The sequence below is a fragment of the Anaerorudis cellulosivorans genome (genome assembly GCF_025943985.1).
Classification (GTDB): Bacteria; Bacteroidota; Bacteroidia; order Bacteroidales; family Dysgonomonadaceae; genus Anaerorudis; species Anaerorudis cellulosivorans.
This window is the reverse complement of record NZ_JAPCWE010000001.1, coordinates 123,815-136,139: the sequence shown is the minus strand read 5'-3', so window position 1 is coordinate 136,139 and position 12,325 is coordinate 123,815. Positions and strand designations below refer to the sequence as shown.

The 12,325-nt window shown below is 40.8% G+C and carries 11 protein-coding genes; 7 read left to right on the top strand and 4 right to left on the bottom strand.

Features of this window, described 5'->3' with window-relative positions; genetic code table 11:
- Positions 1–12: 12 nt before the first annotated feature.
- Positions 13–261 (bottom strand): DUF4492 domain-containing protein, encoded by a 249-nt coding sequence (locus OLM34_RS00525; RefSeq protein WP_264404455.1) that lies wholly within the window; start codon positions 259–261, stop codon positions 13–15.
- 8 nt (positions 262–269) lie between these two features.
- Complete coding sequence (locus tag OLM34_RS00520) at positions 270–581, bottom strand: DUF3467 domain-containing protein (protein WP_264404453.1); 312 nt, start codon at positions 579–581, stop codon at positions 270–272.
- A 352-nt stretch (positions 582–933) separates the two neighbouring features.
- Between OLM34_RS00520 and OLM34_RS00515 the strand changes: the two genes are divergently transcribed.
- The 7 genes from OLM34_RS00515 (at position 934) to OLM34_RS00485 (ending at position 10,839) form a co-directional block, all read left to right on the top strand.
- Positions 934–1,926: a class II fructose-bisphosphate aldolase gene (locus tag OLM34_RS00515; RefSeq protein ID WP_264404451.1), complete on the top strand. Its 993-nt coding sequence runs from the start codon at positions 934–936 to the stop codon at positions 1,924–1,926.
- A 321-nt stretch (positions 1,927–2,247) separates the two neighbouring features.
- A complete protein-coding gene (locus OLM34_RS00510; protein WP_264404449.1) occupies positions 2,248–3,129 on the top strand; it encodes a DUF4382 domain-containing protein in 882 nt (293 codons plus the stop codon).
- Positions 3,130–3,453: 324 nt separating this feature from the next.
- Positions 3,454–5,133, top strand: a complete 1,680-nt coding sequence (ettA, locus tag OLM34_RS00505; protein ID WP_264404447.1) for an energy-dependent translational throttle protein EttA — start codon at positions 3,454–3,456, stop codon at positions 5,131–5,133.
- A 10-nt stretch (positions 5,134–5,143) separates the two neighbouring features.
- Positions 5,144–6,550 (top strand): DUF5686 family protein, encoded by a 1,407-nt coding sequence (locus OLM34_RS00500; RefSeq protein WP_264404445.1) that lies wholly within the window; start codon positions 5,144–5,146, stop codon positions 6,548–6,550.
- Between the two features lie 60 nt (positions 6,551–6,610).
- Entirely contained in the window at positions 6,611–7,642 is a 1,032-nt protein-coding gene (gene tsaD, locus OLM34_RS00495) for a tRNA (adenosine(37)-N6)-threonylcarbamoyltransferase complex transferase subunit TsaD (RefSeq protein ID WP_264404443.1), read from the top strand.
- A gap of 17 nt (positions 7,643–7,659) precedes the next feature.
- The gene (locus OLM34_RS00490; RefSeq protein ID WP_264404442.1) at positions 7,660–9,360 is read left to right on the top strand and encodes a glutamine--tRNA ligase/YqeY domain fusion protein; all 1,701 of its coding nucleotides are present in this window, start codon (positions 7,660–7,662) and stop codon (positions 9,358–9,360) included.
- A 51-nt stretch (positions 9,361–9,411) separates the two neighbouring features.
- Positions 9,412–10,839: a tetratricopeptide repeat protein gene (locus OLM34_RS00485; protein ID WP_264404440.1), complete on the top strand. Its 1,428-nt coding sequence runs from the start codon at positions 9,412–9,414 to the stop codon at positions 10,837–10,839.
- Positions 10,840–10,956: 117 nt separating this feature from the next.
- Here the strand turns inward: OLM34_RS00485 and OLM34_RS00480 are convergent, their stop codons facing one another.
- The gene (locus OLM34_RS00480; RefSeq protein WP_264404570.1) at positions 10,957–11,814 is read right to left on the bottom strand and encodes an IS3 family transposase; all 858 of its coding nucleotides are present in this window, start codon (positions 11,812–11,814) and stop codon (positions 10,957–10,959) included.
- 32 nt (positions 11,815–11,846) lie between these two features.
- Positions 11,847–12,215 carry a transposase gene (locus OLM34_RS00475; RefSeq protein ID WP_264404439.1) on the bottom strand — a complete coding sequence of 123 codons (369 nt, stop codon included), beginning with the start codon at positions 12,213–12,215 and terminating at the stop codon, positions 11,847–11,849.
- Between the last annotated feature and the right edge of the window lie 110 nt (positions 12,216–12,325).

Sequence of the window (12,325 nt, the reverse complement as noted above, 5' to 3'; positions counted from 1 at the left end):
TATAACAACTTGTTATTGGGTATGGTTCGTTCTGTCAATCAACTGTTCTACCACGTAAGCGGCTTTATCTTTATCGTTTTGGTATCTTGAATTTAAAAAATCGGGGAAAAAGAAAGGTTTAAGAACGCCAAACATGATCATCAATTTTATGATAACTACTATCCATAGTGTTTTTCCCAAAAGGGACATATGGGTAACTCCTTCCCAAAAAAGGGAAAACCAGTTGAATTTTTTTTCAGATCGAGTGAATTTGGCATCCATAGGTAAGTTTATGCTTCTCCCATCTTCCCTAAAGGAGGAAAGAAATTATCGGGTTCGTTTCCTAAATGAATAGTTCCGTTTACTTTTTCAAATTTTTCGATATTGTCTTTTAATGCAAAAAGCAGGCGTTTGGCGTTTTCGGGAGTGAGAATAATGCGCGATTTAACTTTTGCCTTGGGTACACCCGGCACGATTCGGACAAAATCGATAACAAATTCGGATGAAGAATGGGAAATAATGGCCAAATTGGAATAGGTACCTTGAGCCACTTCGTCGGATAACTCGATTTGAATTTGATTTTCTTCTTTATAATTTTCCATTTTTTAATGTTTTATCAATCAACACAATCAACTTTTAAGGCGCCGCAATATTTTCATTCGAGTGAAAATCGCTGTGATTATTTCTTCTCCAGGATTTACACGAGGATGTCAGTTATGTAATAGAAATATGTAAAAGTAGTAAAAAAAAATGAAACAACTACATTTAATGCCCATTTTTTTGATTATTTCGCTGCTTATTCCGATTAGTTATTTTATATTTTTATATGTTCGGTTAAAAAAAGAGAATACCTCTTGCATTATTCAAGATATTCCGTTTTTTCGCAATAATTTTTCTACATTTGTGGAACAGTTAAAGGTAACATAGTTATTAATCACACTAAACTCTAAAACAATGGTTAGTTATAAAGAATTGGGTCTTGTAAACTCAAGAGAGCTGTTTAAAAAGGCAATGGAAGGCGGTTATGCAATTCCTGCATTCAATTTCAATAATATGGAACAATTGCAGGCTATTATTTCCGCCTGTGTAGAAACAAAATCACCTGTGATTTTACAGGTATCGAGCGGTGCACGCAAATATGCCAATCAAACGTTGTTGCGGTATATGGCTCAAGGTGCGGTTGAATTTGCAAAAGAACTGGGATATCCTATTCCGATTGTGCTTCATCTCGATCACGGAGATAGTTTTGAACTGTGTAAAAGTTGTATCGAATTCGGATTTTCGTCAGTAATGATCGATGGTTCGCATTTGCCTTATGATGAAAATGTGGCCTTGACCAAGAAGGTGGTTGATTATGCTCATCAATTCGATGTAACCGTAGAGGGAGAATTGGGTGTGCTGGCAGGCATTGAAGACGATGTTAAAGCAGAACATCACACCTATACTGATCCTGCTCAGGTCGTTGATTTTGTAAGTCGCACGGGTGTAGACTCTTTGGCTATTTCGATCGGAACTTCTCATGGCGCATATAAATTTAAACCCGAACAATGTACAATCGACGAAAATGGAAGATTAGTTCCTCCTCCTTTGCGCTTCGATATTCTGAAAGAAGTTGAGAAACGCATTCCCGGATTCCCGATCGTACTTCATGGTGCTTCTTCTGTTCCTCAGGAATATGTGGATGAAATTAACCGATATGGCGGCAAATTGAAAGATTCCATTGGTGTTCCCGAAGAGCAATTGCGCGAAGCTGCCAAATCGGCTGTTTGCAAGATCAATATCGATTCGGATGGCCGTTTGGCTATGACGGCTGCCGTGCGGAGAGTGCTTTGGACACAACCTGCAGAATTCGATCCCCGTAAATATCTGGGTCCGGCTCGTGATGAACTGAAGAAATTGTATATGCACAAAACCCAAAATGTATTGGGAAGTGCAGGTAAAGCATAATAAAAAGGTACATTGCTCAACTGGGGAATAAACCGGTTGAGAATATTTAAATGACAAGAAAAACCGGATGTTGTCAATAGCAACAGACCGGTTTTTTTGAACTTTATCTTTAACTTTAAAAATCTTACTCAATCCATTAGTAATCAATTATTAATTCCGTGACTATAAAAAATATAATATCTGTAACGGGAATTGAAATTCCTTATTTTTTTTTAACCATAAAGGATAAACATAAGTGATTTATTTGTTGTTTTATATTGAACAACAAGTTCATTGAAATAAATTTATGGTCTCATTTAAAAACAAACTACAACTATGAAAATGAAAACGAAACAGAAAATTTTTGCGATATCGGCTCTACTGCTGATGTTGGGTGCAGGTGTAAGTTGTACCGACGAAAAAGTATCGGAGAACAATACTGCACAAATTCAATTTAAACTTACGGATGCTCCTTCTCTGGTGTATGATGCAGTTTATATTGATATCCAGGGAATTGTCGTAGGGATTGGTGATGAGTTTTATGACGATGATTCCGATCCTTATTATTATGGGAACGATGAGGATGGAGACATCGATAATGATGGTATTAATGAAATAGAGTGGGTGAATGTCCCTGTTCAACATCCGGGACTTTATAATTTGCTGGATTATCGAAACGGAGAAGCTGTATTGCTGGCCGGAGGTAAAATACCTGCAGGGAAAATAAGTCAGGTACGATTACTCTTGGGTTCGGAGAGTTATGTAGTGAAAGACGGAGTTGAGTATCCTCTTAAAACCCCTTCTGCACAGGCAAGTGGTTTAAAGTTCAACTTACATGAAACTTTGCTACCCGATTTAATGTATAGCTTCGTTATTGATTTTGATGCGACAAGATCGGTTGTGAAGACAGGAAACGATAAATTCATTCTGAAACCGGTGATCCGTACCTATGCAGAAGCATTCGGTGGATCGATTAAAGGGGTAGTTATTCCGCCGGAAGCGGTTGCTTATGTTCAGCTGATTAAAGAAACCGATACACTGGTTTCTCTTCCTGAAACAGATGGTAAGTTTTTGTTTGCAGGACTTGAAGAAGGGAGCTATAATCTTACAGTTGTTGCGGATACTTTATCGGGATTTATCGATACGATTCTTGTTGATGTACCTGTAGAAAATGGGAAGGTCACTGATTTGGATACAATTCCATTGATTTCTTCGAATCAGTAAGTCTTATAGGGGATTTTTTGCATTATTGTAGGGGTGTATAGATATACATTCCTACAATTTTTTAGTGCACCATACAGAGTGATTAACTTGTTGATGTAAGTCCACGTGAGTGGGCTAGTCACCAACCATTAGCTAAGTGCAATGGTGTTAATTGTGAGGTGGAATCGAGAGTCATTCCGGATTTCGCAGTTAGAAAGCTCTAGTAACGGAACGGCTGTATATGGGATCCCTAAGTACGGTACTCGATTATTTCGTCTTATGGAGCTAAGTAGTTATCTTTGCGCAAAAATTTTTATATAGCGCTTGTAATTATTCTAAAATTTTATGACAGACGATAAAAAGATTATTTTTTCGATGGTAGGTGTAAGTAAAACCTATCCACCTCATAAACAGGTATTAAAAGATATCTATCTTTCTTTTTTCTATGGAGCTAAAATTGGTATCATCGGACTTAATGGCTCGGGGAAATCCACTTTGCTGAAAATTATTGCCGGCATCGAAAAGGAATATCAAGGAGAAGTTGTTTCCGATAAAAGTTTTTCGGTAGGTTATCTTGAGCAAGATCCGAAACTCGATCCCGATAAAACCGTTATCGATGTGGTACGCGAAGGGGTACAATCCGTTATTGACCTGTTGGCCGAATATGAAGATATCAATACAAAATTCGGTTTGCCGGAATATTACGAAAACGAGGACAAGATGAATGCTTTGTTTGCACGTCAGGCCGAAATACAGGATAAACTGGATGCTGCAGACGGATGGAATATCGATAATCGTTTGGAAAGGGCAATGGATGCGTTGCGATGTCCACCCGAGGATCAGCTAGTGAGCGAACTTTCGGGAGGTGAGCGGCGACGGGTGGCACTTTGCAGGCTGTTGTTGCAGGAGCCCGATGTCTTGCTGCTCGATGAGCCTACCAATCATCTCGATGCCGAATCCATCGATTGGCTGGAACAGCATCTGCAACAATATAAAGGGACGGTCATTTGTGTAACCCACGACCGCTATTTTCTCGATCATGTAGCCGGTTGGATTCTCGAGTTGGATCGAGGAGAAGGCATACCTTGGAAAGGAAATTACACTTCGTGGTTGGAACAAAAAACCAAACGGCTTGAAATGGAAGAAAAACAAGCCGGAAGACGTCGTAAAACATTAGAAAGGGAATTGGAGTGGATACGTATGTCCCCAAAGGCAAGGCATGCTAAAGGAAAAGCCCGATTAAATTCGTATGAACAATTATTGAATCAAGATCAGAAAGAGCGGGAAGAAAAACTGGAAATTTTTATCCCCAATGGACCCCGTCTGGGAAACAAAGTGATTGAAGCACATCATGTTGCAAAAGCATATGGCGACAAGGTATTGTTTAACGATTTGAATTTTGTGCTTCCTCCAAATGGTATTGTGGGTGTTATTGGTCCTAATGGTGCAGGAAAAACAACGCTTTTCCGCCTTATACAAGGGATAGAGAAGCCCGACAAGGGATTGTTCGAAATAGGGGAAACCGTTGTCACAGCATATGTTGACCAGCAGCATGCGGCTATCCATCCGGAAAAAACGGTATATGAAGTTGTTTCGGACGGATCGGAATTTGTTCGCTTAGGTGGGAAGGAAGTCAATGCCCGGGCCTACCTTGCGCGATTTAATTTTACCGGAGCCGATCAGGAAAAACGCTGTGGCGTTCTCTCCGGCGGAGAGCGAAACCGATTGCACTTGGCATTAACGCTCAAAGCGGGTGCAAACGTGTTACTACTCGATGAGCCTACCAACGATATCGATGTCAATACCCTCCGAGCCTTGGAAGAAGGACTCGAAAACTTTGCAGGATGTGCCGTCGTGATTTCACACGACCGCTGGTTTCTCGATCGTATCTGCACGCATATTCTTGCTTTTGAAGGCAATTCCGAAGTATTTTATTTTGAAGGTTCATACAGCGAATACGAAGAAAACAAAAAGATGCGGCTTGGTAATGTAGAGCCCAAAAGAATCCGTTACCGCAAATTTTAATTGTCATCAGATGAAAAGGATAGGATTAGCCGTTGCTCTTTATTTGTCATGGATTACCTTTGTGTCCGGTCAAATCCTATCCGGGGAAAGTGCAGCTGACGATTCTGTTTATCAAATTCAACAAAATCCCTCTGTCGATTTGGTGGGCAGGTTCCCGGTAAAGGTGGGAGAAAGATTTATGCCGATCCTATACCTGGCAGATACGTTGGTTAATTTGGTCTTGGATGATTGGTTTCCTTTGGGAGATCCGCAAACCAATGCTTTCGATTTCGGGCGTATTCAAACCATCCCTGCTTATAATCGGCTGGAAGGATTTCGACTGAGAGCAGGCTTTGCATCGACGGCACGATTTCATCCGCATCTGTTCCTCAAGGGGTATATGGCTTACGGTTTCAGGGATGAGAAAGTGAAATACAGAGGCGAAGCAACCTGGTCGTTCAACAAGCCGATCTATTGTGAAGACGAATTTCCTAAAAATAACCTTTCCATCCTTTACGAAAACGACATTTATCCCTTTGCAGAGTTGCATCCACGTTCGTCGAACGATGCCGTGCTGTATATGTACAAACGTTCCGAAGGTGCTACAGCTTACCGGAATTTTGCCGAATTGCGTTATGAAAAAGAAACGTTGTGGGGTTTTGCCTGGCAAACATGGATTCGCACTTCTACCGTTATGCCGGGAGACGGTTTTTCTTTCACAAGCATCGGAGCCGATAATGAGTCGATTTCGCACGAGAATTTAAAAACCGGCGAAGTAGGGATACTGCTTCGTTATACCCCTGCCGAAACGTATTATCAATATCGCAGAAAGCGACTCTTGTTGACTTACGGTAAACCTATCTTCACGGTGTCCTACACCAAAGGATTGAATGGCTTTTTAGGTGGTAGTTTCTCATATGCCAGAGCTGAAGCCACCGTGCAGGAACGTTTTGTCATTGGCGATTACGGTCGGATCGATGTGTCGGCGGGCGTTCAGAAAATTAAAGGGACTATACCTTTTCCTCTATTGCTTTATCCCAATCAACACAATAGAAATCCGATCGAAAACAGCGCGTTTTATTGTACACCGGCTATCGAATTTGCAGGAGACGAACAATATACGCTACGTGCTACTTTTATAGGGAATCAATGGTTGCTCTATCGGGTGCCTGTCTTAAAAAAATGGGGAACGAAAGAGTTGATTACTTTTCGAATGGCGTACAGCAAGTTAAGCGATAAAAATATACCGACGCTTGAAAACGGGCTTTTTATTTTTCCGGAAGTAACTTCTGTCATGAAAAAAACACCCTATATCGAAGCTTCTGTAGGGGCCATTAATGTGATGGGTTTTTTTCGTGTGGAATATGTTCACCGTTTTACTTATCGTAATAATCCTCATGCTATTCGGGGGAGCTTTCGGTTGGATGTAAGTTTCTGATAAAATGAAGATAAGAAAGCGCTGAATATTTCCATTTTTTCACTTACCTTTGTATTTGCTATGCGGAATGAAAAAAGAATTGTCATTTTAGGAATTGAATCTTCATGCGATGATACTTCGGCTGCAGTTATCCGTGATGGAGTAATATTGTCGAACGTAATTGCCAATCAGTCGGTGCACGAACGATACGGAGGTGTTGTTCCCGAATTGGCATCGCGTGCACACCAACAAAATATTATTCCGGTGGTACACGATGCATTGAAACAGGCGGGGGTGTCGAAGGACGAACTTTCGGCGATTGCTTTTACCCGTGGACCCGGCTTATTGGGTTCGTTGCTGGTGGGAACATCCTTTGCGAAAGGGTTTTCTACGGCATTACATATTCCCATGATCGATGTCAATCATTTGCAGGCGCATGTGCTGGCTCATTTCATTAAGGAAAGCGAAGAGGATGACTCACAACCCGATTTTCCGTTCCTTTGTTTGTTGGTTTCAGGGGGAAATTCGCAGATTATCCTTGTAAAATCGTACAACAATATGGAGATTATCGGGCAGACCATCGACGATGCTGCCGGTGAAGCATTCGATAAATGTGCCAAAGTAATGGGATTGGGTTATCCCGGAGGACCTGTGGTAGACAGACTTGCCAAACAAGGGGATCCTCAAAAATTCGTTTTCAGTAAACCTCATGTTGGGGGATACGACTACAGTTTCAGCGGATTGAAAACATCGTTTTTGTATTTTTTGCGAGACAGCTTAAAAACCGATTCCGAATTTATCGAAAAAAACAGGGCGGACTTATGTGCATCGTTGCAAAAAACGATTATCGATATTTTGATGGATAAATTATATCATGCAGCCAAGGATTTACATATTAAGGAAGTTGCCGTTGCCGGTGGTGTTTCGGCGAACTCCGGTTTGCGTGATGCTTTTGAAAAATATGCAAAAAAATATCACTGGAAAATTCATATTCCGAAATTTTCTTATACTACCGATAATGCAGCTATGGTAGCTATAACCGGATACTACAAATATCTCGATAATGATTTTTGCAGTCCCGATGTGGCACCATACGCAAGAGTGGCAATATAATAATTAAATACATATCCATGTCATTTACAGAAAATTCCAAGTTGAAGGAGAATAAAAAAAGCCTCAATTTTATTGAAGAAATTGTAGAGAATGATTTACGAGAAGGCAAAAATGGCGGTCGTGTTCAAACCCGATTTCCGCCTGAACCCAATGGTTATCTGCATATCGGACATGCAAAGGCAATCTGTCTTGATTTTGGCATTGCCGAGAAATATGGCGGTATTTGCAACCTTCGATTCGACGATACAAACCCTGTGAAAGAAGATGTCGAGTATGTGGATTCCATTATGGAAGATATTCGATGGCTTGGTTTTCAGTGGGAAAATGTCTATTATGCTTCCGATTATTTTCAGCAGCTTTGGGATTTTGCCGTGAAACTGATTAAAGAAGGTAAGGCGTATGTAGATGAACAGTCGGCCGAGGAAATTGCCAAACAGAAAGGTACTCCGACGCAGCCCGGCATAAACAGTCCGTATCGCGATCGCCCGGTGGAAGAATCGCTCGAATTGTTTTATAAAATGAATTCGGGGGAAATTCCCGAAGGAAAAATGGTACTGCGCGCCAAAATCGATATGTCCTCACCCAATATGCACCTGCGCGATCCCATTATGTACCGCATCATTCATTTACCGCATCACCGTACGGGAACAAAATGGAAAGCTTATCCCATGTACGACTTTGCACACGGACAGTGCGATTATTTCGAAGGAGTTACTCATTCGTTGTGTACCCTGGAATTTGTACCCCATCGTCCCCTCTACGACTGGTTTATCGATCAATTAGCCGATGGAGATTATCGTCCACGACAGATCGAGTTTAATCGGTTAAACATGACCTATACGGTGATGAGCAAACGCAAACTTTTGCAGTTGGTGCAGGAAAAAAGAGTGAGCGGTTGGGATGATCCCCGTATGCCAACACTTTGCGGTTTGCGACGCAGGGGATATACGCCTCAATCCATCCGCAATTTTATTGATGATATCGGTTATACCAGATACGAAGCAATCATCGATGTTTCGCTCTTGGAACACAGTATTCGCGAAGACCTCAACAAAAAAGATATTCGAGTTTCGGGTGTTCTTGATCCGATTAAGCTTATCATTACCAATTATCCTGAAGGGAAAGAGGAAACGGTAACGGCTGTTAACAATCCCGAGGATGAGACCATGGGAACTCGCGAGGTAATGTTTAGCAGAGAACTGTGGATTGAGCGAGACGACTTTATGGAAAATCCCCCAAAGAAGTATTTCCGTCTCACACCCGGAAACGAAGTGCGTTTGAAAAATGCATACATCGTGAAATGTACCGGTTGTAAAAAGGATGAGAACGGGAATGTGGTTGAAGTTTATGCCGAATATGATCCGACTACGCGAAGCGGCATGCCCAACGCAAACCGCAAGGTTAAGGGTACCATACACTGGGTGTCGGTACCTCACAGTTTGGATGCCGAAGTGCGTTTGTTTGACCGGTTGTTTTTGGCAGAGAATCCCGGAGAAGAGAAGGACAAAGATTTTAAAGAATTGTTGAATCCCAATTCGCTGATTGTAAAGAAAAACTGCAAAATCGAGATGTATCTAAAAGATGCTCAACCTTTTGATAGCTTTCAATTTCAGCGTATCGGATATTTCAATGTCGATCCGGATTCTACCAAAGACCATTTAATATTCAACCGTACGGTGGCATTGAAAGATTCCTGGAGTAAGATAAAACAGCGTTGAATTTAAAATTAATCGATCTTTTTTGACTTTTGATAGAGGGAGTACTAAAAAATGGATGACGAAGTAAACATGGATGCATTAATCGAGAAGTACGAACAAATGCGTGCTCTGGGTAAAAAAATCTATCTCGACGCCGACGAATTTGCTTTATTGGCACAATATTATGTCGAATTGGGAGATTATAACGAAGCAGAACATGTCATTGATGAAGGCCTTAAAATGCATCCCGGAAATTCGGAGCTCATGTTGCAATATGCCAAAAAATTGGTTTATCTAGAGAAATATGAGGAAGCTCATGATTATTTGTCCCGCATCACAAATGATGGCGATATAGAACTCCCGTTGTTGAAAGTCGAATCGTTGTTGCATCTTAAAAAGTTTGACGAGGCGGCCAAAATAATCGATGAGGTCATGTCGGCAAATATTCCGGAGTCCGATCTTTATACTTTCCTTACCGAAGTAGGATATATGTATAACGATATAGACCAATTCGATCGTGCAATCTTCTTTCTTGAAGAAAGCATGAAGCAGGGTATAGTTGACATGGATGTATTTAATGATCTGTCTTATGCCTATGAAATGAAAGGTAATTTCGAAAAGGCCATCGAATATAACAACAAGTTGCTCGATAATGACCCTTATTCTTTCGACGGATGGACAAATCTTGGCAAATTGTATTCTTTAAACGAGGAATACGACAAAGCGGTGGATGCTTTTGATTTTGCCCTTACGATCAACGAAAAGGATATTCCGACATTAAAAATGAAAGCTCTTTCGCTTTATATGAACGATAATGTCGAAGAGGCTCTCCGCATTTTTGAAGAATGTTTGGAAGAAGCTCCCGATGACGAAAGTTTGTACGATTCTTTGCTGGATGGTTATGAAGTGATGGAACAGTATGAGGAGATGATGAAAATTATCGATCGGAAAGAGAAAAAATTTGGTCCTGAAGGTATTTTGTTGAAAAGGGCACACGTTTATATTGTTCAGCAAAATTTCGATAAAGCTCAAGAAATTTTTGAGCAGATTCCCGAAAACGAGAAAAATTCATGGGAGTATTTCATGCTTGAGGGAGACCTGGATTTTTACAATGAAGATTATGCAGCTGCCGAAACAGCATACATGAAAGCATCGATGGAATCGCCCGAAAACGAAAATATCATCGACCGTCTGGCTAATGTGAGTGTGGCTCGTGAAAAATTTGAACAGGCGGCAGAATATCTTGAACAACTTTTGGAGTTGGATCCCGACTACCCGGCAGCAAAACCCAAACTGGCGATCGTCCGTTTCGAAATTGGAACCAAAGAACCTTTCGATGAAATCATCAGCCGTTTTTCCGATGATGAACTGCGTTTATTGCTCAATCTTATCACCAATAACGAGAACACCGATTTTTCGAAATATGGACGGGAAAAATTGCTTGCCCAATTAAACGAGGCAAGAGAAAATCGAATCCTTTTTAAAAATATCAAATATTAAATCCCGGTTGACTCTACACGCTGTATCGTCCTGATTTTTGTTTACAGTTTTATTAATTATTTAATTTATTATTCTCTATAAATTTATAGAGAATAATTTTTTATTCAACCGGGAAACTTACTTCTCTTTTTTATAATAAGTTTTCCAGTGTTTTTTAAATTCTCCTGTATATTTAGCCGCCTCTCTTGGCGTTTTCATACCCAGGCTGCTATGAGGTCTGTGGCAATTGTAAATCATAATTATGCGTTTGAGTTGCCTTTTTGCATCCTCCGGCGACATCAAAAGCATCATATTCATCCACTCATCTTTTAGAATCCCGTTTATACGCTCTGCAATGGCATTTTCCCGAGGATCTCCATTTTCTGTCATACTGATACTCACCTTATGTTTTGAGAGCTTTTTTACATAATCTGAGCAACAATATTGAATTCCTCTGTCTGAATGATGAATTAGCCCTTCCGAGTTGCTTGGCAGTCGTTTTAGAGCCATCTCCAACGCTCTGACAGTGTACATTGCCTCAAGGGTCTCACCAATAGTCCAGCCAATGATCTCACGTGAATAGGCGTCGCTGATTAAATTCAAATACAGGAACCCTTGTGCAGTTGCTATATAAGTGATGTCACTTACCCAGAGCTGATTTATGCGGGTAGCTGTAAAATCATTTATCAGGTTGGGGTACTTATGCATCCAATGATTGCTGTAGGTGGTTCTAACACGCCTGCGCTTTTTACCAACCAATAACCGGTGTTCTCTTAAAAAATCAAAGAACTTATCTCTCCCCGGTAGAAGATCTTCCGGAAGTCGAGGCTCCAATCTGACCAGGAGCTTACGTGCACCTATTTTAGGCATCAGTGTACGCTCTTTCAAAACCAGTTGAAGGAGTATTTCATCTTTCAGTTGTTCCTTGTAATGATACTTCTCCCGCCGGTAGTACGCTTGCCTTGTTTTGCCAAACAACTCACAAAAATCACCCAGACTGAATCTCGGGTAATATGGGCGCAGCGTGTTTATGGTTTGGCACCACGCTTTTTTTTTATGTCAATCTTCAAATCCCGCTCTGCGATATCAATCAATGTACTTAGAGCTGCTGTTTTAAGCTTTTCTTTATTAAGCTCATCCTCTAATAGGCGGATTTTATGCTCTAACTCAAGCTCTTTGAGGCTCTTTGAACTATCTGATGTCATAACTCTATCCTCCTTTATTTGTTCAAAATCCTGCTTTGAAATACCTAAATATTTCATCCACCTGTATATGGTGTTCGGCCCTCCAAAGTTATACTTTTTCATTAACTCCGGTTGAGAAATTTCGGTAGTTAAGTACTCTTGGACTATTTGAGATATCAATTCGTCCGGAAATTTGTTGAATTTTGTTTTCATTGTCCTGCTTTTAATTTACATTGAGTGTAAACCTATTTCAGGACGAGACACGCCATCTCCGCACCTTCCTCGTACCAAGGCCGTACCATCCTCGCTCCATGCTTGCATCA